Genomic DNA, 22,647 nt, shown 5'->3' on the forward strand with positions numbered 1-22,647 from the left:
AAAAATATTTGATCCGACCTTGCACACCGCTTGACGGGGATAACAGTATCTACGGCCACGATTATTCCGTAGGTCGGGTTAGCGCGCAGCGCGTAACCCGACAGCATCGTTAACCGGAGCCATACCGCACTACGCCAGCTTGACCATCTCCCGGTACAAATCCGCCTTGCCTTCAAAACCGATACCGGGCAGCTCCGGCAATAAAATATGGCCATCGTCGACCTTGACGCCATCGGGAAAACCGCCATACGGCTGGAACAGGTCCGGATAGGATTCATTGCCGCCCAGTCCCAGCCCGGCCGCGATATTCAAGGACATCTGGTGGCCGCCGTGCGGGATGCAGCGTTTGGCTGACCAGCCGTGTTCCTTCAGCATGTCGAGCGTGCGCAGGTATTCCACCAGGCCGTAGCTCAAGGCGCAGTCGAACTGCAGCCAGTCGCGGTCGGCGCGCATGCCGCCGTAGCGGATCAGGTTGCGCGCATCCTGCATCGAAAACAGGTCTTCGCCCGTCGCCATCGGGTTTTTATAATAGTTGCGCAGGGTGGCCTGCAGTTCGAAGTCGAGCGGATCGCCCGGCTCTTCGTACCAGAACAGGTCGTATTGCGACAGCGCTTTCGCATATTTGACGGCCGTATCGAGGTCGAAGCGGCCATTCGCATCGACCGCCAGCTTCTGGCCATCCTGCAACACGCTGAGCACGGCATCGATGCGGCGCAAGTCTTCGTCCAGATCGGCGCCGCCGATTTTTTTCTTCACCACCGTATAGCCGCGGTCGATATAGCTGCGCATCTCGTCCTTGAGCTTGTCATGGTTCTGGCCCGGATAATAATAGCCACCGGCCGCGTAGACAAAGATATGGTGGTCGGGCATGCCGTTGCCGTAGCGGTCGGCCAGCAGCTGGAACAGCGGCTTGCCTTCGATCTTGGCTACCGCATCCCATACGGCCATGTCGATGGTGCCGATCGCCACCGAGCGCTCGCCGTGGCCGCCCGGTTTTTCATTGGCAAACATGCAGTTCCAGATCTTGTGCGGATCGAGATTGGTGCCGGCGTCATCAATGAGGCTGGCCGGATCCGCTTCCAGGATGCGCGGCATGAAGCGTTCGCGCATCAGGGTGCCCTGGCCATAGCGCCCATTCGAATTGAAGCCATAGCCGATCACGGGCTTGCCGTCGCGGATCACGTCGGTGACTACCGCAACCAGGCTCAAGGTCATTTTGCTGAAGTCGATATACGCATTGCGGATCGGGGAACTGATGGGAACGGTCTTTTCGCGGATTTCAATGATTTTCATGAAGGCATCTCCTGATTAAGTCAATGCCCAGCTTACTCTTGAAGCTATCCCCTATAATTCACCTGAATGAAAACCATTATTCACTTCAGGTGAAAACTAATGAAAAGTGACACTGCGCCCGACCTGGCTTTTTTCGTCTTGCTGGCCAAGCTGGGCAATATGACGGCGACCGCGCGCGAACTGGGCGTGACGCCACCGGCCGTTACCAAGCGCCTGAGCCTGCTGGAACAGCGCCTGGGCGTGCGCCTGGTCCACCGCACCACGCGCCGCATCAGCCTGACCAATGAGGGCGAACTGTACCTGGCGCAAGCGGCGCAGATATTGAACCAGATCCGCGATATGGAAGAGTCGGTTGCCAGCGGCCGCGCCGCGCCGAAAGGCCTGCTGCGCGTGAATGGCACGCCCGGCTTTGGCCGCACGCGTATCGCCCCCATCGTGTCGCGCTTCGCGCATGCGTATCCGGAGGTGGAAGTGGAACTGCACCTGACGGACCGGCCCATCAGCCTGGTGGAAGAAGCGTATGACCTGGCGATCCGCTTCGGCGAACTGCCCGACACGCGACTGACAGCCAGGAAACTGATGCGCAACCGGCGTTTCCTGTGCGCCTCGCCGGCCTACCTGAAGCAGGCGGGCGAGCCGCAGACGCCGGAGGAACTGCACCGCCACCGCTGCATCCTGCACCGGCAGAACGATGATGTGTATGGCACCTGGCGGCTGCAAAAGGGTCGCTCGGTGGAACTGGTCAAGGTACGCGGCGCCGTGTCGAGCAACGATGGCGATATCGTGCTGAACTGGGCGCTGGACGGACATGGCATCGTGCAGCGCTCGGAATGGGACGTGGCCAAATACCTGGACAGCGGCCGCCTGCGCGAGGTCATGCCAGGCTATACCCTGCCCCCGGCCGACCTGTATCTGTATTACCTGAGCCGCAGCAACCTGCCTGCCAGGATGCGCGTGTTCATCGACTTCCTGGTGGCCGAGTTCAGCACCTGAAGCACAGCCTTACCATTGGGCAGCGTAGTTCGGAAATGGCGAATGCATGTGCTCCGGTTCGACCGGCGCTGTCATCCAGTCGCGCGGGTCGACCTTGTAATACTTGAGAAACTCGGCATACAGCTCTGCATGATGCTCAGCCATCTGGTACGGTTTCTCAAAAAACGTTTCGGTGGCGACAGCAAAGAATTCGGCCGGATTGGTGGCGCCATAATGGTCCATCACGCTATGCTGGTGATAGATGGCGTCATGGCGCAAATGCTCAAAATCGCGCGACAGCACCGTGGCCCAGCTGCGGTAGCTCGATACGTTCGGCAGGTAGGGCGCGCCATTGGCGGCGCCCGCTTCGCTGTCGAGCTGGTGGGCAAATTCATGCAGCACCACGTTCTGGCCGTCGGTCCAGTCGGCCGCGCCGCGCTGCACATGGTCCCACGCCAGCACCACGCGGCCATCGCCCCAGGATTCGCCAAGCAGGCCATTGGCGGCAGGCGTGACCACGCCGCCCGGCCCCACTTCGTTGCGCGTGACCACGAATTCATTCGGGTAGACGAGGATGGTGTCGAGCGCCGGATACACCTGTGTTTCGCGGTTCAGCAGCAGCAGGCAGGCCTGGCCGGCGATGGTGTAGCGCATCTCGTCGGTAATCTCCAGTCCGCCGCAGCCGACAAATTTCTTTTGATACAGGAACTGCACCACCAGCCGGCGCAGCTGTTCCTGCAGCGGCGCCGGCATGTGCCTGTAGACGGGGATATTGGCGTCCAGAATCGCCAGTCCTTCGGGCGCCAGCGGGCGCGCCAAGGCACGCTTCAAGCGCCAGCGGGGAAACCACAGCGACAGGGCGATGCCGATGGTGACCAGGGCGATCCACAGCAGCGGATTCATGCTTCAACCCGTTCCGACAGGAAAGTCGGGCCAGTCAGTGGCGGGCGGGAATAAGTGGGGCAGGCAGGGGCAGACAAGGCAAGACTCCTTGGTTAGGCAGTCCAGTCAACATGGGGATGCATAACAACTTTTCAATCCGCCGCCGTGCAAACCATTCCCAGAGAACAATAGCAAAAGCCGGGATGTGACCCGGCTTCCGTGGCACCTGGAGTGCGCATGATAATCATAGTGCCTATCATTACGCTGCCGGCTGGCAAAAAGCCGCGCCGGCAGGCATGTGCTTACTCGCTTTTTTGCTGCGGTGCGCCGAACAGGGCGGCGACCAGCGGATCGCGCGTGACCGGGCCACGGTTGACGCGGATTGCGTAATGGGTGTCATCGGCCAGGATATGGAAGTGACGGCCGCTGCCTGCCATGCTCTGCTCGCGCAGGCCTGGACGATCCTTGCGTGGTGGCGCGCCTTCGCGTTTCGGCTGCACAATGGCGGCCAGGAAAGCACGTACACGTTCCGGATCCGGCGTCAGCTGATACACGGCCTTGCCCAGATAGGTGGCGGTGCCTTCGATATAGCGTGCCAGTTCGATCACGCCCGCTTCGCGCAGGTCGCGGATGTATTTGCGGGCGCCCGATGGCGAAAATTTCAGGAACCAGGCGATTTCATCAGCCAGCATCTCGTGCAGCGACAGCTCACCGATCAGTTTTTGCATGTTTTCGATACGGCGCAGCGTGGCCGAGGTGGAACGTACGCGCTCGATGGGAGCCATGGAAATCGGGTTCATGCGCTCCGGAGGGATCGGGGCTGCACGCTCTACCATTGCCATTGAGGAACCTTTTTCGGATCCACGAAGTTCCTGGTGCGCTGCCTTCATTTCGCTCTTCACGTGAGACTGGGTCATTGCATGCATTTGAATACTCCTTTTAAACGATTGCCGGTAGTCTGAATTGCTGAGTACTTGGTGTTTGCCAAGAAATCACTAATTCCAGACGTCTGACCACAGAATGCCTGTCTTGCCGCCCCTGGTCTGTGCGTTAACGAACATTACCGAACATTAGGGGCCGAGAAAGTAAAAATATTTCCATGTGGAATTAGTTTCTTTTCTGCATTGGGTCTGAACGCAGTATTGCATTTCAATTCAGGACCGAACGTGCGATGGCGAACAGAAGGGCAAATGAGCTTGCAATAAGATCAAGGTGATCGTCAGGCATCGAGCAGGCAAGGGTTTGTCCGGCCCGCTCACCGTTATACCGCCTGGCGCCCACTCCTGATGACTGGCCGGTGGACTTGCCGCTGCCGGAAGCGCCAACAGGCGGGCTGTCTTGCATGCTGTCCCGTTGGCCTGTACCAGCATCGCCCAACCATTCTTTGCAAAGGAATCATGATGAAAATGCCTTATCTGCTGGCCGCCGCTGCCCTGATCAGTCTTTCCGCGTGCAAAAAACCCGCCGACGCACCGCTGCCTGAAGCAGCGCCGCCAGCAACCGCGCCGGCCGTTACTCCGACTCCGACCCCGGTCGATCCGGCCGCTCCCGCTACCACGCCCGAGACTGCCCCAGGCGCCACGCCGGCTCCATTGACCGATCCGGCCACCGCACCGGCCGTACCGCCAGCAACGCCGGCCAAATAATTACCTGCCTACGACGCCGCGCACGCAGTCACGACTGCAACAACAGCTACAGCGCGGCGTGCCCCCACTCCTCGGGGGAGTTACGCGTTGCGATTGTTGATGCAACGCGTTTTTTTATGATTGGAGTCGGTTGCCGTTACCGGGTTCACCGTTCCAGTCTTGACATGCCACAAACTCCTCTCAATCAATCCGGCAATCCGCACGCTTTTCCAGCCGATCGTGCGAAAACACGGAATCGGGCCACAAACCGTTTTGTGCGCGCCACAATTTAACGTTTAGAAACAAACACTTGCTATCGTCGCCAAAATACGTTTCACTGGCACGGAAGATGCTTTTATATTTTCATGGCCGCCATCAGAGCAGCCCCATAAATAAAAATCATCTACTTTTGGAGACACAGCATGATCACCCCTGCCCGCAATCCGTCTTTTTTCGCGTCTTTTCTCAATGCCAAAGCCCTGGCCGTCGCCGTTGCGCTCGCTGCGCAATTCCCGCTGTCGGCCCATGCCGCCGACCTGGTACGCCTGGGTAACCTGAAATTTGCACACTATGGCGCGGTTGCCTATATGAAGGAAATCGCTCCGAAATACGACCTGAAGATCGAAGAGCGCATCTTCGCCAAGGGCCTCGACATCGTGCCGGCCATGATCGCCGGCGAAATCGATGTCTCCGCCAGCGCGCTGGAAGCGGCCATCACGGGCCGTGCCACCGGCCTGCCGGTGTACCTGGTAGGCGGCTTCGCCAAGGGCGGCGTGCAGATCGTCGGCCGCCCTGACCTGAACATCAAGGGCATCGCCGACCTGAAAGGCAAGAAAGTCGGCGTCACGCGCGGTGGTCCGCAGGAAATCCTGCTGTTTGCCGAACTGACCAAGGCCAAGCTGACCTGGTCCGACAAGCCGGGCAAGGACGTGCAGATACTGTACATGGGCTACCCCGACCTGAACCAGGCGCTGCTGACCCGCGACATCGATGTGATGAGCCAGTCCGAGCCCTACTCGACCCAGGCGATCCACAAGAAATACGGCGCGGCCATCATCAAGCCGTACGACACGCCGCTGGGCGAACCGGTGCGCGCGCTGGTGATGACGGAAAAAATGTACAAGGAAAAGCCGGCCGTGGCGCAGCGCTTCATGGATTGCTTTGTCGCTGCCACCCGCGCCTTCCTGGCCGATCCGAAGCTGGCGGAAAAATACGTGCGCGAGTCGATGTTCAAGAACCAGATCACCAGCGAGGACTACCGCGACGCCATCGACAACGCGATCTTTACGGAAGACATCACCCAGAGCCACGTGCAGCTGACCACCGACTACATGGTCAAGTTCGGCGTGGGCCGCATGGCCAAGGCGCCTGCCGCCAGCGACTGGGTCAAGCTGGACCTGCTGGAAAAAGCCAAGAAATCCTACGCACCACGCTAACCCTGGAAGGCTGACGATGAATGTACCCATGATGAAACGTATCGTGCACGGCTCCGCCGTGCCGGTGGCCGTGCTGCTGCTGTGGCAGGCCATGTCCACTTTCGGCTGGATCAATCCGCAGATCCTGCCCTCGCCGGTGGCGGTGGTGGTGAAGTGGTATGAATACCTGATCCCGATGCAGGAATATACCCCCGAGGCCGGCAACTATCTGGTGTGGATGTTCTCGGGCGAACTGCCGCATGACGCGTGGGCCAGCCTGTCGCGCGTGCTGGGCGGCTTTGCCATCGGCGCCGGCCTGGCGCTGCCGCTGGGCCTGTTGATGGGCACCAACAAGACCATCTACAAACTGTTCGATCCGCTGGTGCAGGTGCTGCGCCCGATTCCGCCGATCGCCTATATTCCGCTGGCCATTTTATGGTTCGGGCTGGGCAATCCGCCCGCCTTTTTCCTGATCAGCATCGGTTCGTTCTTTCCCGTGCTGATGAATACCATCGCCGGCGTGCGCCAGGTCGATGGCATTTATATCCGCGCCGCCCGCAACCTGGGCGCCAGCCAGATGACGATGTTTCGCCGCGTGATCCTGCCGGCGGCCACGCCGTATATCCTGGCCGGCGCGCGCATCGGCATGGGCACGGCGTTTATCGTCGTGATCGTGGCGGAAATGATCGCCGTCAACAGCGGGCTGGGCTTTCGCATCCTGGAAGCGCGCGAGTATTTCTGGTCCGACAAAATTATTGCCGGCATGTTTACCATCGGCCTGTTTGGCCTGGCCATCGATATCGCCATGAACGCCCTGAACAATCATCTGCTGCAGTGGCACCGCGGCCTGGAACACTGAAGAGGAAGCGCCATGACCACCATTAATATCAAAGCAGTCAACAAGGTATTTACCACCGGCGGCAGCGACGTGATCGCGCTCAAGGACATCAACCTGGACATTGCCAGCGGCGAATTCATCTGCCTCTTGGGGCCGTCCGGCTGCGGCAAATCCACCCTGCTCAATGCGCTGGCCGGCTTCGCGCATCCGACCTCGGGCCAGATCCTGGCCGGCGGCAAGCTGATCACCGAACCGGGTCCGGACCGCGGCATGGTGTTCCAGGAATATGCGCTGTTTCCGTGGATGTCGATCGAAAGCAATATCGCGTTCGGCCTGGAAATCGCCGGCAAGTCGCAGGCCGAGATCAAGGAGCGCGTCGACATGCTGCTCAATATGCTGGGCCTGACGGAATTTCGCCTGCGCTTTCCGAAGGACCTGTCGGGCGGCATGCGCCAGCGCGTGGCGATTGCCCGCGTGCTGGCCCTCGATTCGCCGATCATGCTGATGGACGAACCGTTCGGCGCGCTCGATGCGCTGACGCGCCGCAACCTGCAGGATGAACTGCTGAAAATCTGGAAAGTGTTCGGCACCACCATCGTCTTCGTCACGCACTCGATCGAGGAATCGATCTACCTGGCCGACCGCACCATCGTCATGACCTACCGTCCCGGCACCATCAAGCGCGACGTGACGATCGACCTGCCCCGTCCGCGCGACCCGAGCGACCCCGAGTTCAACCGCCTCAAACGCATGCTGGGCGAGATGGTGATGGAGGAGCAGCAGCGCCACCATAATGCCGAAACCATGGCCAGCACGGCTGACTAAGCGCGGGTCAGCCTCCCCCCGCTGTGCTGGCGCCAAGCCTGACGCCGGTGGCATTGGGGGGCTGACCCAAGCCTTCATGATACCCACCATAAAACCCTCGCTCGCTGCGCTGCTGGCCATCACCTCGCTGGTGGCGCTGACCTGGTCGACCCATTCCTGGGTCCAGCAGCGCCAGCTCGACGAACTGCACCGCACGCTCGATTCTCGCGCCGAGCTGTATGCGGCGTCGATCGGCGGCGCCCTCAACAAATATGAATTCCTGCCGCTGGCGGTGGCCCAGAGCGAGGCGGTGGCGCAACTGATCGAGCAGCCGACACCGGCCAGGGTCAGCGAACTGAACGCTTACCTGGTCGACATCAACCGCCGTGCCGGCGCCTTTGCCGTGTATGTGCTCGATGAAAACGGCACCACGCTGGCGTCGAGCAACTGGCAGGACGCCAGTTCCTATGTCGGCGTCAACTATGGCTTCCGGCCCTATTTCAAGAACGCCATCGCCGGCGGCATCGGCCGGTTTTACGGCATCGGCGCTTCCACCTTCGAGGCCGGCTATTTCATTTCGCAGCCGGTCTTGCGCCACGGACGCATCATCGGCATCGTGGCCGCCAAGGTCAACCTGGACTGGATCGAGCAATCGTGGCGCACACCGGGCGCGGGCGAACAGATCTGGGTCAAGGACGCCAACGGCGTGATTATCCTGGCCAGCACGCCGTCGTTCAAATTCAATACCCTGGCGGCCCTGTCGGCGGCGGCCAAGCAGGATATCAGCGTGCAACGCCAGTTCTTGCAGGAAAACCTGCCGATCCTGCCGCACCGTGTACGGCGCCAGTTTGCCGATGGCGCCAGCGTGATGACGCTGGAACGTGCGCAGACCGACCAGCTGCCGGCGTTACCGGGCAAGGCCGACTACCTGGCCGTCAATCGCCCGCTGGGCCCTTTGCGCTGGCAGATCACGGTGCTGGCCGAACTCGACCAGGTCGACGAAGCGGCCCGCAACGCCGCCATCGCCGCGGCCCTGGGCTGGGCCCTGCTGATGCTGGCCCTGATGTATGCGCGCCAGCGCCGGCGCCGGATTGCCGACAAGCTCAAGGCCCAGCAAACCCTGGCGCTGGCGTATGAACAGCTGGAAATCAAGGTGGCCCAGCGCACAGCAGACCTGGTGCACGCGAATGGCCGGCTGCAGGCGGAAGTGGGCGAGCGCGAACGGGCCGAGCAAACCCTGCGCTACGCCCAGGCCGAGCTGGTGCAAAGCGGCAAGCTGGCCGCCATCGGCCAGATGGCAGCCGGCGTCACGCATGAGCTGAACCAGCCGCTGGCCGCCCTGCAGACCTTTTCCGACAATGCCAAGGTATTCCTGGCGCGCGGGCGCATCGATGACGCGCTCGACAACCTGTCGACCATTTCCGACCTGGTCAAGCGTCTCGGCTACGTCACCTCGCAATTGAAGGGCTTTGCGCGGCGCAGCGACGATGCGCGCAAACCCGTCTCCGTGCGCCAGGCGTTTGCGCAAACCATGCTGCAAGTGCGCACGCGCAAGAATTCACAGCGTTTGAGCTTGCATGAAAGCTGGCCCGAGGAAGAAATCGTCGTGCTGTGCAATGCCATCGGCCTGGAACAGGTGTTCAGCAACCTGATCACCAACGCCATGGACGCTGTGCCCGAGACCGAACCGGTGCAGATCTGGCTGCAGGTACGCAGCGAAGGCGCCCTGGCCGTACTTCATGTGACCGACAATGGCCCCGGCATTGCGCTGGCCTCGCTGGACCGGATATTCGACCCCTTCTATACCACCAAGGAACATGGCCTGGGGCTGGGCCTGTCGATCAGCGCCGGCATCGTGCGCGCGGCCGGCGGCGCGCTGGCCGTGCGCAACCGTTCCAGGGCCGAAGGCGGCGGCGCACAGTTTACAATCACACTCACGCGTGACGACGATCACAAAGAAAACAAATAAAGAGACCAAGGATTCAGCGGATGCATGAGAACAATTTCGACGGCATGCAAGTGCTGCTGGTGGAAGACGACGCGGTGGTGCGCAAAGGTGCGCGCCAGTCGCTGGAACTGGCCGGCCTGCAGGTCACTGCCGTTGCCACGGCCGAAGAAGCCCTGCCCTACCTGATGCCGGAATTTGCCGGCATCCTGCTCAGCGATATCAAACTGCCCGGCATGGACGGCCTCAGGCTGCTCGACATTGCCGTGGCGCAGGACGCCAGCCTGCCGGTGATCCTGGTCACCGGCCACGGCGACGTGTCGATGGCGGTAGGGGCCATGCGCCGCGGCGCCTATGACTTCATCGAAAAGCCGTTCTCGGCCGACCTGCTGGTGGAAGTGTGCCGGCGCGCGCTCGACAAGCGCCACCTGGTGCTGGAAAACATGAACCTGCGCCGCCAGCTCGAACAGCGCGTCGGCATTGAGGCGCGCATCGTCGGCCGCAGCCCGGCCATGGCCAGGGTGCGCCAGCTGGTGCTGAACCTGGCGCCGAAATCGGCCGACATCATTATCCTGGGCGAAACCGGTACCGGCAAGGAACTGATCGCGCGCTGCCTGCACGACTTCAGCGAGCGGCGCGACCATCCGTTCGTCGCCATTAACTGCGGCGCCTTGCCCGAAGCCATCTTTGAATCGGAGCTGTTCGGCCACGAGGAAGGCGCGTTTACGGGCGCGCAGCGCCAGCGCATCGGCAAGATCGAATATGCGAACGGCGGCACCTTGTTTCTCGATGAAATCGAAAGCATGCCGCTGGCGCTGCAGGTGAAATTGCTGCGCGTGCTGCAGGAACGCCAGGTCGAGCGGCTCGGCTCGAACAAGCTGATTTCCGTGAATTTCCGCGTGATCGCGGCGGCCAAGGAAGACCTGAACGTGCTGGCCGAACAGGGCAAGTTCCGCGCCGACCTGTATTACCGCCTGAACGTGGCCAGCCTGACCCTGCCGGCGCTGCGCAACCGGCGCGAAGACATCCCGCTGCTGTTCGAGTTCTTCGTGCTGCAGGCCGCGCTGCGCTACGGCCAGCCGGCGGCGCTGGTCAGCGCCGAACTGGTGGCCTCATTGATGGCGCAGCGCTGGGCCGGCAATGTGCGCGAACTGCACAACGTGGCCGACCGTTTCGTGCTGGGCCTGCTGGACGAGACGCTGAGCCCGGCCGGCTGCCGCGAAGCATCGCTGGCCGAACAGGTCGATGCGTTTGAAATCTCGATCATCGAGGAGGCGCTGCGCCGCCATAACGGCAATGTGATCGACGCCGCCGCCAGCCTGAATATTCCGAAGAAAACCCTGTACGACAAGCTCAAGCGTTTCGATATTTCGACTGAGCAATTTCGCTGAAACCTGCACGCCGGCCAGCCATACGCCCACAGCAGCTAGGGGCGTACTCCTACTTGCCGGGTTTGCTTTTGGTGACAAAATGGACACTTCTTAATTGACATCAAAGGAGTTTTCCATGAAATCATCCTCACTGATTTTCGCGGCCCTGCTGGCAGGCGCCGCCTCGCTGGCCCAGGCGCAGTCCAAATCCAATCCGCCGGTCGACGCGCCAATGCGCGACAGCACCAGCACGCCGCAAGGCGAAGAAGCACGCAAGACCGTCGATCCGACCGGCAAGCTGGAAGCGCAGGAAAAGAAACACGCCAAAAAACCGACCAAGCGCGTGCAGTCCGAAGCGCATGTCAATCCGAACAAGGGCACGGCCATGCCGCCGCCGCCACCGAATACGCAAAGCGAAACCGGCAATACTGGTTCGAGCAGCAACACCGGCGTCGCGCCACCGCCGAAACCGGCACGCTGAGCTGAAATCGCCATCTGACCATTTCCACCACCACTAAAGGAGTTTCCCATGAAATCGACCACCATGCTGTTGTCCTCGATGCTGCTGGCAGCCACCGTTTCGCTGGCCCAGGCCCAGACCCAGACCACCCCGGATATGAACCGGGACAGCACCGGCACGCCGCAAGCGGCCACTGAAATGACCGACACCCAGGCCGCCAAGCCGGCCAAGAAAGCCAAGAAAGCCAAGCGCGGCAACCAGGGCGACGCGGCCGTGCATAACAAGGTCACCCAGGACGGCGCGGTCGCTCCGAAGGACATGCAGCCAGCGTCCACGCCAGCGCAATAATTGCTGAGTGACAGCACTCAACTGCCGGCAAGGTCTTCACGGCCGGGCCGGCAGTGTGTTTTCCAGACATGGAGGAAGCATCATGAAAGCTCCCATTTTCTTGCTGGCCGCTGCCCTGATGGCGGCCGCCGGCGCGTCGGCGCAGGTCCAGCCCGACACGGCCGCCTCTTCATCGCAGGCAAAGCAGCCGGCAAAAGCGCCATCTGCCAGACATCCGCATCAGGCCAAACCGGCACCCAAACCGCGCAAGGGTGCGCCGGCCTCGGAGCCGACCAGGCCAGCCAAGCCCAGCCTTCCTGTCGTGCCTGAAGCGCACTGAGGCTATAGGCCCACAATACCATGCGGCGCACTCCTACCCGCAGCGCCGGCCAGGCATGTGACAATGGTTCCATCGATCAATGACCACAGGATTACGTACCATGAAAACCGCCGCGCTGTTGCTCTCCGCTACCCTGATGACCGTGGGCGGCGCCTGGGTGCAAGCCCAGTCGACCACCAATGTGAACCAGACCGGCAACCACGTCAATAACCGCGCCGACCCGGGCCAGCAATCGGACCAGTCGGACAAGCTCGATAACAAGGGCAAGCCCATGCCTGGCAGCAAAATGCGTGAAAGCACCAATACCCGCCACAAGGCGCCAGCCAAACACGCCAAACGCCCCGCCCACGCGACGCCGGCAACGCCAGCAACCCCCGATACCCCGGCAGGTCCTGGCACGCTGTCGCCGCCGCCCACGCCTGGCGTGCAGAGCATGCCGATTCCGCCGGTGCCGCCGACCACGCCGGCTACCATGCAATAAACACCTGGTTTCAGGGATGCCGGCGTCTGGCCGCGCATCCGGAAACCAGCCGTCGCGGCGCTTTTTCCCATGACGTTGAGCAGCGCCAGCGCATGGCGACCGGCACCGCCCCAGCTGACAGCGCCGACGGCTGCCCCTCTCTTTTCCATCGAATATCGAGTGCAAGCCCGGCCTGCGCCATGCCGCCGCATGGTCGAGTTGCCCAACTGCACCCGCGCCTGGCGTACCGCCTTGACAATGCCGCGTGCGAAAAACTGGCGACGCCGCTATCGGCCTGGGTCGCAGCAAATACAAGACAACTGGCCGGACAACCACAGATTGCTCGGCAGCGAGAGTGCCGGATTAACCTCGGACGCGTAGTGACTCCTGCTTGACAAGCGAAAAGACAAGCGGTGGCGTGCGATGCAACTGCTGTCTTAGCCCCGCAATGGAGCCGGACACGACAGATTGGCAATAACACTGTCGTATAAGTTAGCAAGCCCATCATTGTTGCTAATATACATCTGCAAACGAGGGCTCGGTCGTGGCATTGCTTGCTGTGTCGACCAGGCTTTCCCTCGGCTGTGCAATTGAATAAACAATTTATTGCGTATAAATTGTTTTTTTGTGGTGGTTTTGCAACACTAATGAGTTACAACAAACGTTTGTGCGCTAGCGCACCGACCGGTTGAACCTGGAAACGTATTCTCCAATCCAACAGCAGTGCATTTCACGCAAAACATGCGCATCTGGAATTGTTGTCGCGGTAGAAGGCAGTCCATCTAGCCGTTTTGATGTCTTAGAAAAATCTCTTATTAACGTTGGGAGTTACTTGTGAATAATTTAAAAAAAATCGCCGTTGCCGCCGCCGTCCTGTGCTCGTCCATCGGCGCACAGGCTCAGGAAATCAATCCATCCTGGTACATTCAACCTAGCATTAATGCTTCGAAACCAGATTCGGATTTTTCTTCCGATAAAACCGGCTACGGTGCTGGCTTGCGTTTTGGTAAACCAGTTTCGCCACAGTGGGATGTTCAGTTCGGCACCACCTATACCCGTTCGAAAGACAACGGCAACCGCTACCAGCAAAACACGCTGGGCGTTGATGGCCTGTTGTTCTTCAACCGTAACCCATCGTTTGCTCCCTTCCTGGTAGTCGGCGCCGGCATGCAGCGCGACAAGGACAATGGTCCTCTGGGCGAACGCAGCAAAAGCTCCCCATACGCCAACCTGGGCCTGGGTTTCCAGAGCAAGCTGACCGACCAGTGGTCGACCCAGCTGGACGTGCGTAACGTGCATGGCTTCCTGCGTGGTAACACCTTCCCACAAAGCAAATCGAGCAACTGGTATGTCAACGTCGGCCTGAACTACGCTTTCGACAAACCGCCAGTCGCCGCTCAGCCAGCGCCACCGCCGCCAGTGCGTGAAGAAGTCGTCGTGGTGCCGCCACCACCGCCACCTCCGCCACCGGCTCCACGCTTTGAAAAAGTAACGATGGCTGCGACCGAACTGTTCGCATTCGACAGCGCCAAGCTGGCACCGACCCAGACCAAGCTGGACGAAATCGCCCGCGTGCTGAACGCAGCGCCGGACGTCAACAACGTCGTCATCAGCGGCTATGCTGACCGTATCGGTTCGGCCAAGTACAACCAGAAACTGTCGCAGCAACGTGCTGATTCGGTCAAGGAATACCTGGTTGCCCACGGTGTTGCCGCCAACCGCCTGTCGGCCGAAGGCAAAGGCTCGACCAATCCAGTCGTTACTTGCGATAACAAGAAACGTGTTGACCTGATCAAGTGCCTGGAACCAAACCGTCGCGTTGAAGTCGAGCAAATCACGATCGAACGCCGCGTGCGCTAATCTTCACCGTTAGTGGTACGCCACTGTTCAAAAAAGGGGCCTCGGCCCCTTTTTTTCATTGAAAGCCACGCATGAGCATATCTACCCGTAATCCCCGCCTGGCCAGGCTGGCCCCGCTCGGCAAGACGATGCGCAGCGTGATCGTCTGCTCCGTCACCGAATGGCTCGAACACCGCGCGTCCAGCAAGGGCGCCGCCCTCGCCTATTACACCCTGTTTTCGGTTGCCCCCATCCTGGTACTGGTGATCGCCATCGCCGGCTTTTTCTATGGCCCGGCCGCCGCGCGCGGCGAATTGATGGCCCAGCTGCAAGGCCTGCTGGGCACGCAAGGCGCCGAAGCGATCCAGCTGGTGCTGGCCGGCGCGCAAAATCACGATCAGGGGCGCATCGCCACCCTGATCGCCGGCGCGCTGCTGCTGTTTGGCGCCACCAGCGTGTTTGCCGAACTGAAGGCCAGCCTTGATGAAATCTGGCAAGTTCCGGCCCTGAAAGAATCGGGTGCCTGGGACATGCTGCGCACGCGTCTGCTCTCGTTCGGCCTGGTGCTGGTACTGGCCTTTTTGCTGATGGTGTCGCTGGTGATCAGCGCCGCCATGGCCATCCTGGAAAACTACTGGGAGGGCCACTGGAAAGATGCTGCCGTGCTGTTTTCCGTATTGTCGAACCTGATCGGCTTTGGCGTGATCGCCTGCCTGTTTGCCGTGATCTACAAGATGCTGCCGCGCGTGCGCCTGTCATGGCGCGACGTGATGATCGGCGCGCTGGGCACCGCCTTCATGTTTTCATTGGGAAAATACGCGATCGGCGTGTATATCGGCAACAGCGGCGTGGCCAGCAGCTATGGCGCCGCCGGCTCGCTGGTGGCCCTGCTGATCTGGATCTATTATTCGGCGCAGATCTTTTTCCTCGGCGCTGAATTCACGCGCCAGTTCACCTTGCAACTGGGCAGTATGAAAGATGCGCCGAAGACGGAAGATGGCGATCTGGTGACGAAGGTATTGAAGCGGCATCAGTCGTGATGTGATTATTGCGCATGTTACGGCGCAGGTCGGATTAGCGCTACGCGCGTAATCCGACAATATGGTTGGCATTACCGGTGGTGTCGGGTTACGCCCTGCGGGCTAACCCGACCTACGCCACCGTCGCCAGAAAAGGCGTTCCGGGCCAAGCGGGCCTGAAAAATGTCGAGGGCAAGGCGCAGCGACGAAGACAGTACGCATGTACGGCGAGGCGCTGCAACGCCGCCATCGGCATTTTGTCGGGCCCGCGCCTGCGGCCCGCCGTTTTCAGTAACGCAGGTCGGATTAGCGCCACGCGCGTAATCCGACAACATGGTTGGCATTACCGGTGGTGTCGGGTTACGCCCTGCGGGCTAACCCGACCTACCCGACCTGCCCTACCTACTCTCCCAGCAGTTCCGCCACCACTTCCATCCCCTGCACGCGCTCGGCCACCACCTTGACGATGACGATAATCGGCACGCCCAGCAGCAAGCCCCAGACACCCCACAGCCAGCCCCAGAACAGCAGGCTGACGAACACGGCGGTCGGGTTCATGCGGGCGATGCGGCCCGTCATCCAGGTGGTGACAAAGGTGCCGATCAGGGTGGCGATGCCCAGCGACGAGGCCATCACCAGCAGCACCAGTTCCAGCGATTCGAACTGCAAAAAGGCAACCAGGCCGGTGGCAACCGTGATCAGCAGCGGACCGAAATACGGAATGATGTGCAGGAAGCCGGCCATGATGGCCCAGGCGCCCGCGTTTTGCAGGCCGATCATGTGCAGCGCCACCCACATCAGCAGCGCCAGCAGCACATTGGTCACCAGCAGCATGAACATATAGTTCTGGATCGAGGTGTTGATGTCTTCCAGGATATGCACGGTGACCTTCTTGCGGCTCAGCGAGGGGCCGGTCAGCTTGACCAGCTTGCGCTTGAAGGTATCGCCCGACAGCAGCAGGAAGAACACCAGGAAGATCACCATGGTGGCCTGGCTGACAAAGCCCATCAGGCCCAGCGAGCCGGCCCAGACCCAGTCCATGATCTTGAAATTCGGTCCTTCGGCCGCTGCCGCGCGGCGTACGTTGCGGCGCGCTTCGGCGCCGGCCGCGACCTGCTCGATTTCATTGGCCACGGCCTGCATTTTCTGGAACGTGCTTTCCTTGCCGCCCGTGTTGGCGGCGATCAGGCGCGCCAGCTTGTGCGTGGCGGCCGGCAGCTCTTCGACGATCGATTCGAACTCGCCCTGCACGCGTTCGATCACGACGATCGAGCCGAACAGGATCAGGCCCGTAACCAGGGTGGCGCCGATCACGCGCGGCAGGCGGATTTTTTCCAGCCAGCGGACGACCGGATTGAGCGTATAGGCAATGAAGATGCCGAAGATAACGGGAATGAGGAATTTCTGTGCCCACTGCAAGGCATACACAAAACTGACAGTGGCGATGATGCCGAGGGCCAGGCCGCGCGCATTGACATGCAGCGGGAGGCGCAACGACGGGTCGAGGTGATGCTCCACGGGCGTGCCGGCAGGCGGCTCGACAGGAGCGGCAGCAACCGGCTTGGGAGGAAGATCGGCTGGCTGGTGCTTCATGAGACTCCCGCGACGGTCCGTGGATAGCCAAAGCGCCCGCCATCATGGCAGGCGCTCTGGCAGGGCTGGCAATTACTTGGTGCGGATATCGTTCTTGACCGATTTCACGCCTTTGACGCCGCGGGCGATTTCGCCGGCTTTGACAGCGTCGCCTGGCTGGGCAACGAAGCCGCTCAGCTGTACCACGCCTTTGAACGTTTCAACGTTGATTTCGGTCGATTTCAGGGTCGGCTCGTTGATGATGCTGGCCTTGACCTTGGTGGTGACCAGTGCGTCATCCACATATTCGCCCGTACCTTCTTTGGTTGGGGTCGAAGCGCAGCCAGCAACGGCGAACAGGGAAGCGACGAACAGGCCAGTAGCGATAGATTTGGTGAATTTCATGGTATTTTCCTTCTTAGGAGTGGTCAATCAGGGTGCTCACGAGGAGCTTCTTATAACAGTTCAATTCAGGCGATTACGAGTGCTTAGTAATTGAACTGAGTCTTTGCAGCCTTTACACATTCATCTTTGGCTGCGCCGGCCAGGGCGTCACATTTTTCCGTGGCGACCTTGTACTCGGCTTTTCTTTTTTCTTCACGCGCATCGCTGCGCGCTTCGATGACTTTCTTGTCTGCCTTGGCGTCGGCCAGGGCCGCGACCTTGGTCGACTTGGCCAGCTTGACGCAGACATCCTTTTCGTTGCCGGTGACGGCGTCGCAGCGCTTCAGGTCGACATCGTAGTTGGCATCGGCAATCTTGACGCGGGCCTTGGTGTAGGCACGCAGCGTATTGGTGTATTGGGCTTGCGCCACGGCTTCATCGTAGGCACGCACGGCTTTCGCTTCGGCGATGCACACATCTTTCGGATTGCCGGTGATTTTTTCGCACTCGGCGTGCGCTGCCTTGTAATTGACGCCGGCCTGCTCATTGGCTGTCTTGTAGGCGGCCTTCGCTTCGGGAGTGGCGGCCATCGCCGAGCTGCCCCAAGCGGCGCATGCCAGGCTGACGATAATCGCGGCGAACGTCTTGTTCTTGTTGATGTTGTTCTTGTACATGTGTTGCTCCCTGTTGGTGATGATCTTTTGCCGATCTGCGTGGCATGACTACCGTTTTACGTGGATCGCCGGCCTCCTTCTGTACGCTGCCGTACACAAGTTATCGAATTTTCCAGCAGCGCATGAAGATATTGATAAAGAACAACGAAACAGCAGAAAACCGGCGCGACCTGTGCAGATTAAGCAACAAATAAGTACGTGCGGCAGCGTACAGACCGGCTCTTTGGCGATCCATAAGATGAGCCCATGTCATTAAACAACGTCAGGAGAAAAAAAATGAAAACCAATACCACCTTGGCCGCACTGATGCTGGCAGCAACCGCCGTACTGAGCGGCTGCGCCAGCACCACACCTTCGCAGAATTACAATGGCACCCAGCCTGAATCGGCTACCTATGGCACCATCGATTCGATCCAGGCGGTACAGGGCCGCGGCCAGACCAGCGGCGCAGGCGCCGTGGTTGGCGGCATCGCCGGCGCCCTGCTGGGCAGCAATATCGGCTCGGGCAGCGGACGCACGGCTGCCACCGTGGCCGGCGCTGTCGCCGGTGGCGTGGTCGGCAACCAGGTCGAAGGCCGCCAGCAGCAGGCACAGAATTACCAGATCAACGTCCGCCTCGATAACGGTCAATACCGCAACGTGGTGCAGGACAGCATCTATGACCTCAATCCCGGCAACCGCGTGCGCGTTATCGACGGCCGCGTCTACCGCTATTAATTCACAGGTCTTTCATTGACCACCGGCGCGGCCATTGATCGCGCCACTTTAACCGCATGACTACAAGGAGATACCATGGGCACCATTATTCTGGTTATTTTGATTCTGGCGCTGATCGGCGTGCTGCCGACCTGGCCGCACAGCCGCAGCTGGGGCTACGGCCCCAGCGGGGTAGCCGGCCTGATCGTCGTGATCCTGATCCTGCTGCTACTGACCGGCAGGCTATAAGCAAAGGCGCTACGGCGCCTTTTTTCATTTCAGAGAGGAGAAAGCATGAACAAGCAAATTACCCACACCGCGCTGGCAGGCCTGCTGCTGGCCTGCCTGGCGCCGCTGGCGCAGGCGCAGACGGCGCCGCCGGTGGCCGGACCACAGGCAGGCGACCCCGCCCGCTGGTACCAGGCCGACAGCACGCCGCAGGCGCAACTGCGCACCTTGCAGAAAGAAATCGGCGCCGCGCTTGCAGAAGCGAAAAAAGCCTGCCGCCAGGAAGCGCCCGCCAACCGCGCCGCCTGCCTGAAAACAGCGCAGGACACGTACAAACAGGACATGGCCAATGCGCAGTCACTGCGCGACGCGGCCCATCCGAAATAGGTTATACAGTGCTCTGCTCGTATGGTGGTAATTCATGCACCACCAGCGGCGTGTCTTCCGTCACGAACGCCAGCCAGCCCGCCGCCTTGATGGCGCGCAGCGCATCCTGGTAGCCCTGCTCCCAGCGCCATTCGATCGAGCCCCTGGAAAAATTGATGTCCTTGGCCGCCATATGCCAGTCGCGCCCGGCATACGGCAGGCGTACGATATGCATGGTGCTGTCGCAGCCGAGCGCAATGAGCTCCTCGGTCTGCCGTCGGTTGTGCTCGGTATCGGGCAGCTTGGCATACAGCTCGCGCAGCTTGTGCTGCAGCGTATGCGTATTCACATAATCTTCGATATGGCGCTTCGAACGCGAAGCAAACGTGACGTCCTTCTGCCGCGTCTGCACCTCGTCGAGCGTGGTCGGCTCCGGCCCTTCCGAACTCCACAGGTCGACCATGAACACCAGCGTGTCGACGTGCGGTGTGTCGTCCAGCACGGTTTCCAGCGGGGTATTCGAATACAGGCCGCCATCCCAGTACAGGTCGCCATCGACGCGCACGCCGGGAAAGCCGGGCGGCAAGGCGCCGCTGGCGCGGATGTGCTCGACGCCCAATCGCTGGCGCTGGGAATCGAAACTGTGCAGGCTGCCACATTTGACGCGCAGCGCATTGACCGACAGGCGCATGCCGCCCGGTTGGTTCAGGTAGTCGAAGTCGACCAGTTCTTCCAGCGTGCTGGCCAGCTCGTTGGTATCGTAGAAACTGGCCTCTTCGGGCGGTACGGCCAGGCCGGCCGGGAACAGGCTGAAGTTGCGCGGCTTGAAAAAACCGGGCACGCCGCGCAGCACCGTGTCGAGCGTGGCCAGCCAGATATTCGAGCGCCGCTGCGCATCGCCCACGCGCGTCATGTCGATGCTGTCGCGGTGCGAGACGCGCTGCCAGAACTCCTTCAGGCGCACCAGCCGGTCCTCATGCTTGTTGCCCGCCAGCAGAGCGGCATTGATGGCGCCGATCGAGGTACCCACTACCCAGTCGGGCGCCAGCGCGTGCTCATGCAGCGCCTGGTAGACACCGGCCTGGTAGGCACCCAGCGCCCCGCCCCCTTGCAACACCAGCACCACGCGCAGGCGCGCAGGATTCAACGGATTGATCATGGTAGTCAAGATAGCCCCTGTTTTCTCGCGTGCAGTGCTGCACCGTAAGTCATTGTAAGGGATCGTGGCAGCTTGCGCAGACTGCCGATTGGGAAGCGGACGGCCAAAAAAAAGCCGTCCCGAAGGACGGCGTTGCAGACATGCTTGCGTCAGCAGCTATCAATGCTTGCGGCGGAACCAGGCGGTGGCGGCGGCAACTGCCGCCACCAGCACCAGTGCCGGCTTGACCAGCTTCTTGCGGCCGATAAACGACAGCGCTGTCAGCGCATACGGCGCCAGTGCCTGCAGACGCATGCCGCCAGGTGCCACAAACGCTTCGACGCGGTGGCCGGCAAAGCCGACGGCCGTGTCGACCACGCCCTTCAACAGCGTTTCGGGACGCAGCGCATAACCGACGCTGGCGCGTGCATGCACGATGCCGACGCGATACAGTTCGCCTTCGGCAATCAGCTGGCGCTTGCGCGCTGCCGGTGCCATCAATTTGTCGTTGTCCGACATGAGTTCTCCTTGTTTGGGCAGCATGAAATAGACAGGGCCCGCATGGAATGATTCCATGCGGGCCCTGCCAGCTGGCTACATCAACATGTCGCGGTCCGCTTTCAGTTCGGCCATGGTAGCCGGCATGGAAAGCTTACCTTGGCGCAGCATGGCCCGTGCATACATGACCAGGCCGATGGCCAGCAGTGCGAACACTGCCGTCATGATCAGCAGGATCTTCCAGCCCAGGCTATCCCAGGCCAGGAAGACCACCAGCACGCTGCCGTAAGCGATGGCAAACAGGCCTGCGACCATTGCCAGCGCGAACATGACCACCAATTGCAGCAAATGATTGCGCACTTCCGACAATTCGATGCTGGCCAGTTCCAGCCGCGACAACATCAGTCCGACTGCGTTCCTGGCCAGGCCGGCGATCGATGCGATCAATCCCGGCCCCTGGTGTGACGAAGCAGACTTGTCCATATCGCTCCCGACAGTAGATTACTTGCGGCCCAGGATGAAGCCGATCAGCACGCCGACGCCAGCGGCCAGCGCCACGGTACGCCATGGATTTTCTTTGACGTAGCCATCCGCCTGGGCAGCGATTTCCTTGGCCGACACGATGGCAGCGGCTTGCGCTTCCTGTGCCTTGACCAGGGCGGCGTCCAGGGTTTTCATGCCCTTGACGCGCACTTCGTCGGCTTTTTCGCCCGTCAGGGCTGCAGCGGCGCTGAACAATGCCTGGGCATCTTTCACCAGGGTTTTGACATCGTTATTGACGGTGGTGATATTGTTTTCCAACATGGTTAAACTCCTCAGCTGTGGATGGATGTAGTTAGTAGTGACAACGCGATGGAAAACTTATTCCATCAGATCGCGCATGTCGTCGGCGTGCTCTTCTTCGACGGCCATGATCTTGATCAACAAATGACGCGTGGTCGGGTCTTTTTCGCCGATCGTGACGATCATCTGGCGGTACGATTCGATCGCCACGCGTTCGGCGATCAGATTGGCCCGCACCATGCTTTGCACGTCGTCGGAGTCATCATACTCGGCATGGCTGCGCTCAAGCAATGTTGCCGGATTAAAATCAGGCTTGCCGTTCAATTGAACGATGCGCTCGGCCAGCCAGTCCGCGTGTTCCTGTTCCTGCTCGGCATGTTCGAGGAATTCGGCCTTGATGGTGCCGTTGTCACGTCCGCTGACGGTGTAGTAATGGCGCTTGTAGCGCGCAATGCAGACCAGCTCGGTCGCCAGCGCTGCATTCAGCATGGTGATGACTTCCTGGCGATTGCCTTGATAGCCTTCCGTCACGGCGCCATCGTCCAGATTGCGGGCGGCGGCGCGGATGGCGGCGGTATCGATTCCCGAAGGAGTAGCGACTGAAGTATCGGACATAATTTTCCTCTCAATTCTAGCGTGGGTATCCGCCGGCCAAACAGGGCCGGCGCTGCCTTGGTACTGCCGCGGCAAAGGGCGCCTGCCCCATGCCGCGCGTGACA

Annotated in this window: 27 protein-coding genes; 16 read left to right on the forward strand and 11 right to left on the reverse strand. The window is 60.7% G+C overall.

Annotated features, from left to right (window positions below; all coding sequences use genetic code 11):
- Positions 1-129 precede the first annotated feature (129 nt).
- The gene (locus RTQ46_RS23360; RefSeq protein ID WP_312439986.1) at positions 130-1,293 is read right to left on the reverse strand and encodes a mandelate racemase/muconate lactonizing enzyme family protein; all 1,164 of its coding nucleotides are present in this window, start codon (positions 1,291-1,293) and stop codon (positions 130-132) included.
- Positions 1,294-1,392: 99 nt separating this feature from the next.
- On the opposite strand from RTQ46_RS23360, the gene RTQ46_RS23365 reads away from it, so the two are divergent.
- On the forward strand, positions 1,393-2,286 hold the full coding sequence (locus tag RTQ46_RS23365) for a LysR family transcriptional regulator (protein ID WP_312439987.1): 894 nt from the start codon (positions 1,393-1,395) through the stop codon (positions 2,284-2,286).
- 9 nt (positions 2,287-2,295) lie between these two features.
- On the opposite strand, the gene RTQ46_RS23370 is transcribed toward RTQ46_RS23365, so the two are convergent.
- Both RTQ46_RS23370 and RTQ46_RS23375 read right to left on the reverse strand, forming a co-directional pair.
- The gene (locus RTQ46_RS23370) at positions 2,296-3,168 is read right to left on the reverse strand and encodes a zinc-dependent peptidase (protein WP_312439988.1); all 873 of its coding nucleotides are present in this window, start codon (positions 3,166-3,168) and stop codon (positions 2,296-2,298) included.
- A gap of 281 nt (positions 3,169-3,449) precedes the next feature.
- Complete coding sequence (locus RTQ46_RS23375; protein WP_312439989.1) at positions 3,450-3,947, reverse strand: winged helix-turn-helix domain-containing protein; 498 nt, start codon at positions 3,945-3,947, stop codon at positions 3,450-3,452.
- Positions 3,948-4,544: 597 nt separating this feature from the next.
- Between RTQ46_RS23375 and RTQ46_RS23380 the strand changes: the two genes are divergently transcribed.
- The 12 genes from RTQ46_RS23380 to RTQ46_RS23435 all read left to right on the forward strand — a co-directional run bounded on the left by RTQ46_RS23380 (position 4,545) and on the right by RTQ46_RS23435 (position 15,610).
- Positions 4,545-4,793: a hypothetical protein gene (locus tag RTQ46_RS23380; RefSeq protein WP_312439990.1), complete on the forward strand. Its 249-nt coding sequence runs from the start codon at positions 4,545-4,547 to the stop codon at positions 4,791-4,793.
- Positions 4,794-5,194: 401 nt separating this feature from the next.
- Complete coding sequence (locus RTQ46_RS23385) at positions 5,195-6,208, forward strand: ABC transporter substrate-binding protein (RefSeq protein WP_312439991.1); 1,014 nt, start codon at positions 5,195-5,197, stop codon at positions 6,206-6,208.
- Positions 6,209-6,236: 28 nt separating this feature from the next.
- Positions 6,237-7,046, forward strand: a complete 810-nt coding sequence (locus tag RTQ46_RS23390; RefSeq protein ID WP_409518367.1) for an ABC transporter permease — start codon at positions 6,237-6,239, stop codon at positions 7,044-7,046.
- Between the two features lie 12 nt (positions 7,047-7,058).
- Complete coding sequence (locus tag RTQ46_RS23395) at positions 7,059-7,850, forward strand: ABC transporter ATP-binding protein (RefSeq protein WP_312439993.1); 792 nt, start codon at positions 7,059-7,061, stop codon at positions 7,848-7,850.
- A 76-nt stretch (positions 7,851-7,926) separates the two neighbouring features.
- Positions 7,927-9,798: an ATP-binding protein gene (locus RTQ46_RS23400; RefSeq protein ID WP_312439994.1), complete on the forward strand. Its 1,872-nt coding sequence runs from the start codon at positions 7,927-7,929 to the stop codon at positions 9,796-9,798.
- Between the two features lie 20 nt (positions 9,799-9,818).
- Positions 9,819-11,165 (forward strand): sigma-54 dependent transcriptional regulator, encoded by a 1,347-nt coding sequence (locus RTQ46_RS23405; RefSeq protein ID WP_312439995.1) that lies wholly within the window; start codon positions 9,819-9,821, stop codon positions 11,163-11,165.
- A gap of 115 nt (positions 11,166-11,280) precedes the next feature.
- Positions 11,281-11,625, forward strand: a complete 345-nt coding sequence (locus tag RTQ46_RS23410) for a hypothetical protein (RefSeq protein ID WP_312439996.1) — start codon at positions 11,281-11,283, stop codon at positions 11,623-11,625.
- Positions 11,626-11,673: 48 nt separating this feature from the next.
- Entirely contained in the window at positions 11,674-11,952 is a 279-nt protein-coding gene (locus RTQ46_RS23415; RefSeq protein ID WP_312439997.1) for a hypothetical protein, read from the forward strand.
- A gap of 82 nt (positions 11,953-12,034) precedes the next feature.
- Positions 12,035-12,271, forward strand: coding sequence for a hypothetical protein (locus tag RTQ46_RS23420; protein WP_312439998.1), 237 nt, complete (start codon positions 12,035-12,037; stop codon positions 12,269-12,271).
- A 100-nt stretch (positions 12,272-12,371) separates the two neighbouring features.
- Positions 12,372-12,752 carry a hypothetical protein gene (locus RTQ46_RS23425; protein WP_312439999.1) on the forward strand — a complete coding sequence of 127 codons (381 nt, stop codon included), beginning with the start codon at positions 12,372-12,374 and terminating at the stop codon, positions 12,750-12,752.
- An 813-nt stretch (positions 12,753-13,565) separates the two neighbouring features.
- Positions 13,566-14,591 carry an OmpA family protein gene (locus RTQ46_RS23430; protein WP_312440000.1) on the forward strand — a complete coding sequence of 342 codons (1,026 nt, stop codon included), beginning with the start codon at positions 13,566-13,568 and terminating at the stop codon, positions 14,589-14,591.
- Positions 14,592-14,662: 71 nt separating this feature from the next.
- Positions 14,663-15,610 (forward strand): YihY/virulence factor BrkB family protein, encoded by a 948-nt coding sequence (locus RTQ46_RS23435; RefSeq protein ID WP_312440001.1) that lies wholly within the window; start codon positions 14,663-14,665, stop codon positions 15,608-15,610.
- 381 nt (positions 15,611-15,991) lie between these two features.
- Here RTQ46_RS23435 and RTQ46_RS23440 read toward each other — a convergent pair whose 3' ends face one another.
- From RTQ46_RS23440 to RTQ46_RS23450, 3 genes are all read right to left on the reverse strand, one after another.
- Positions 15,992-17,083, reverse strand: coding sequence for an AI-2E family transporter (locus tag RTQ46_RS23440; RefSeq protein WP_312440027.1), 1,092 nt, complete (start codon positions 17,081-17,083; stop codon positions 15,992-15,994).
- 171 nt (positions 17,084-17,254) lie between these two features.
- On the reverse strand, positions 17,255-17,566 hold the full coding sequence (locus tag RTQ46_RS23445) for a BON domain-containing protein (protein ID WP_312440002.1): 312 nt from the start codon (positions 17,564-17,566) through the stop codon (positions 17,255-17,257).
- A gap of 83 nt (positions 17,567-17,649) precedes the next feature.
- Positions 17,650-18,219 (reverse strand): hypothetical protein, encoded by a 570-nt coding sequence (locus RTQ46_RS23450; protein WP_312440003.1) that lies wholly within the window; start codon positions 18,217-18,219, stop codon positions 17,650-17,652.
- Between the two features lie 276 nt (positions 18,220-18,495).
- Here RTQ46_RS23450 and RTQ46_RS23455 point away from each other — a divergent pair, with 276 nt between their 5' ends.
- From RTQ46_RS23455 to RTQ46_RS23465, 3 genes are all read left to right on the forward strand, one after another.
- Complete coding sequence (locus tag RTQ46_RS23455) at positions 18,496-18,936, forward strand: glycine zipper 2TM domain-containing protein (protein ID WP_312440004.1); 441 nt, start codon at positions 18,496-18,498, stop codon at positions 18,934-18,936.
- 75 nt (positions 18,937-19,011) lie between these two features.
- Positions 19,012-19,164: a DUF3309 family protein gene (locus RTQ46_RS23460; protein ID WP_065307223.1), complete on the forward strand. Its 153-nt coding sequence runs from the start codon at positions 19,012-19,014 to the stop codon at positions 19,162-19,164.
- Positions 19,165-19,209: 45 nt separating this feature from the next.
- Positions 19,210-19,530, forward strand: a complete 321-nt coding sequence (locus RTQ46_RS23465) for a hypothetical protein (RefSeq protein WP_312440005.1) — start codon at positions 19,210-19,212, stop codon at positions 19,528-19,530.
- Between the two features lies 1 nt (position 19,531).
- Here the strand turns inward: RTQ46_RS23465 and RTQ46_RS23470 are convergent, their stop codons facing one another.
- The 5 genes from RTQ46_RS23470 to RTQ46_RS23490 form a co-directional block, all read right to left on the reverse strand.
- Positions 19,532-20,668: a patatin-like phospholipase family protein gene (locus RTQ46_RS23470; RefSeq protein ID WP_312440028.1), complete on the reverse strand. Its 1,137-nt coding sequence runs from the start codon at positions 20,666-20,668 to the stop codon at positions 19,532-19,534.
- 159 nt (positions 20,669-20,827) lie between these two features.
- The gene (locus RTQ46_RS23475) at positions 20,828-21,166 is read right to left on the reverse strand and encodes a hypothetical protein (protein WP_312440006.1); all 339 of its coding nucleotides are present in this window, start codon (positions 21,164-21,166) and stop codon (positions 20,828-20,830) included.
- A gap of 75 nt (positions 21,167-21,241) precedes the next feature.
- Positions 21,242-21,628, reverse strand: coding sequence for a phage holin family protein (locus tag RTQ46_RS23480; RefSeq protein ID WP_312440007.1), 387 nt, complete (start codon positions 21,626-21,628; stop codon positions 21,242-21,244).
- 18 nt (positions 21,629-21,646) lie between these two features.
- Entirely contained in the window at positions 21,647-21,949 is a 303-nt protein-coding gene (locus RTQ46_RS23485) for a DUF883 family protein (RefSeq protein ID WP_312440008.1), read from the reverse strand.
- A 57-nt stretch (positions 21,950-22,006) separates the two neighbouring features.
- The gene (locus RTQ46_RS23490) at positions 22,007-22,543 is read right to left on the reverse strand and encodes a ferritin-like domain-containing protein (RefSeq protein WP_312440009.1); all 537 of its coding nucleotides are present in this window, start codon (positions 22,541-22,543) and stop codon (positions 22,007-22,009) included.
- Positions 22,544-22,647: the final 104 nt, after the last annotated feature.

This window comes from Janthinobacterium sp., from assembly GCF_031995485.1.
Classification (GTDB): Bacteria; Pseudomonadota; Gammaproteobacteria; order Burkholderiales; family Burkholderiaceae_D; genus Janthinobacterium.

What these genes read in the sequence shown, in the direction of transcription:
- RTQ46_RS23490 (WP_312440009.1), bottom strand. Translation starts at nt 22,543, where the DNA reads ATGTCCGATACTTCAGTCGCTACTCCTTCGGGAATCGATACCGCCGCC.
- RTQ46_RS23415 (WP_312439997.1), top strand. Translation starts at nt 11,674, where the DNA reads ATGAAATCGACCACCATGCTGTTGTCCTCGATGCTGCTGGCAGCCACC.
- RTQ46_RS23470 (WP_312440028.1), bottom strand. Translation starts at nt 20,668, where the DNA reads ATGATCAATCCGTTGAATCCTGCGCGCCTGCGCGTGGTGCTGGTGTTG.
- RTQ46_RS23485 (WP_312440008.1), bottom strand. Translation starts at nt 21,949, where the DNA reads ATGTTGGAAAACAATATCACCACCGTCAATAACGATGTCAAAACCCTG.
- RTQ46_RS23410 (WP_312439996.1), top strand. Translation starts at nt 11,281, where the DNA reads ATGAAATCATCCTCACTGATTTTCGCGGCCCTGCTGGCAGGCGCCGCC.
- RTQ46_RS23390 (WP_409518367.1), top strand. Translation starts at nt 6,237, where the DNA reads ATGATGAAACGTATCGTGCACGGCTCCGCCGTGCCGGTGGCCGTGCTG.
- RTQ46_RS23385 (WP_312439991.1), top strand. Translation starts at nt 5,195, where the DNA reads ATGATCACCCCTGCCCGCAATCCGTCTTTTTTCGCGTCTTTTCTCAAT.
- RTQ46_RS23445 (WP_312440002.1), bottom strand. Translation starts at nt 17,566, where the DNA reads ATGAAATTCACCAAATCTATCGCTACTGGCCTGTTCGTCGCTTCCCTG.
- RTQ46_RS23370 (WP_312439988.1), bottom strand. Translation starts at nt 3,168, where the DNA reads ATGAATCCGCTGCTGTGGATCGCCCTGGTCACCATCGGCATCGCCCTG.
- RTQ46_RS23405 (WP_312439995.1), top strand. Translation starts at nt 9,819, where the DNA reads ATGCATGAGAACAATTTCGACGGCATGCAAGTGCTGCTGGTGGAAGAC.
- RTQ46_RS23360 (WP_312439986.1), bottom strand. Translation starts at nt 1,293, where the DNA reads ATGAAAATCATTGAAATCCGCGAAAAGACCGTTCCCATCAGTTCCCCG.
- RTQ46_RS23450 (WP_312440003.1), bottom strand. Translation starts at nt 18,219, where the DNA reads ATGTACAAGAACAACATCAACAAGAACAAGACGTTCGCCGCGATTATC.
- RTQ46_RS23480 (WP_312440007.1), bottom strand. Translation starts at nt 21,628, where the DNA reads ATGGACAAGTCTGCTTCGTCACACCAGGGGCCGGGATTGATCGCATCG.
- RTQ46_RS23395 (WP_312439993.1), top strand. Translation starts at nt 7,059, where the DNA reads ATGACCACCATTAATATCAAAGCAGTCAACAAGGTATTTACCACCGGC.
- RTQ46_RS23460 (WP_065307223.1), top strand. Translation starts at nt 19,012, where the DNA reads ATGGGCACCATTATTCTGGTTATTTTGATTCTGGCGCTGATCGGCGTG.
- RTQ46_RS23365 (WP_312439987.1), top strand. Translation starts at nt 1,393, where the DNA reads ATGAAAAGTGACACTGCGCCCGACCTGGCTTTTTTCGTCTTGCTGGCC.
- RTQ46_RS23400 (WP_312439994.1), top strand. Translation starts at nt 7,927, where the DNA reads ATGATACCCACCATAAAACCCTCGCTCGCTGCGCTGCTGGCCATCACC.
- RTQ46_RS23375 (WP_312439989.1), bottom strand. Translation starts at nt 3,947, where the DNA reads ATGAACCCGATTTCCATGGCTCCCATCGAGCGCGTACGTTCCACCTCG.
- RTQ46_RS23465 (WP_312440005.1), top strand. Translation starts at nt 19,210, where the DNA reads ATGAACAAGCAAATTACCCACACCGCGCTGGCAGGCCTGCTGCTGGCC.
- RTQ46_RS23475 (WP_312440006.1), bottom strand. Translation starts at nt 21,166, where the DNA reads ATGTCGGACAACGACAAATTGATGGCACCGGCAGCGCGCAAGCGCCAG.
- RTQ46_RS23380 (WP_312439990.1), top strand. Translation starts at nt 4,545, where the DNA reads ATGATGAAAATGCCTTATCTGCTGGCCGCCGCTGCCCTGATCAGTCTT.
- RTQ46_RS23435 (WP_312440001.1), top strand. Translation starts at nt 14,663, where the DNA reads ATGAGCATATCTACCCGTAATCCCCGCCTGGCCAGGCTGGCCCCGCTC.
- RTQ46_RS23420 (WP_312439998.1), top strand. Translation starts at nt 12,035, where the DNA reads ATGAAAGCTCCCATTTTCTTGCTGGCCGCTGCCCTGATGGCGGCCGCC.
- RTQ46_RS23455 (WP_312440004.1), top strand. Translation starts at nt 18,496, where the DNA reads ATGAAAACCAATACCACCTTGGCCGCACTGATGCTGGCAGCAACCGCC.
- RTQ46_RS23425 (WP_312439999.1), top strand. Translation starts at nt 12,372, where the DNA reads ATGAAAACCGCCGCGCTGTTGCTCTCCGCTACCCTGATGACCGTGGGC.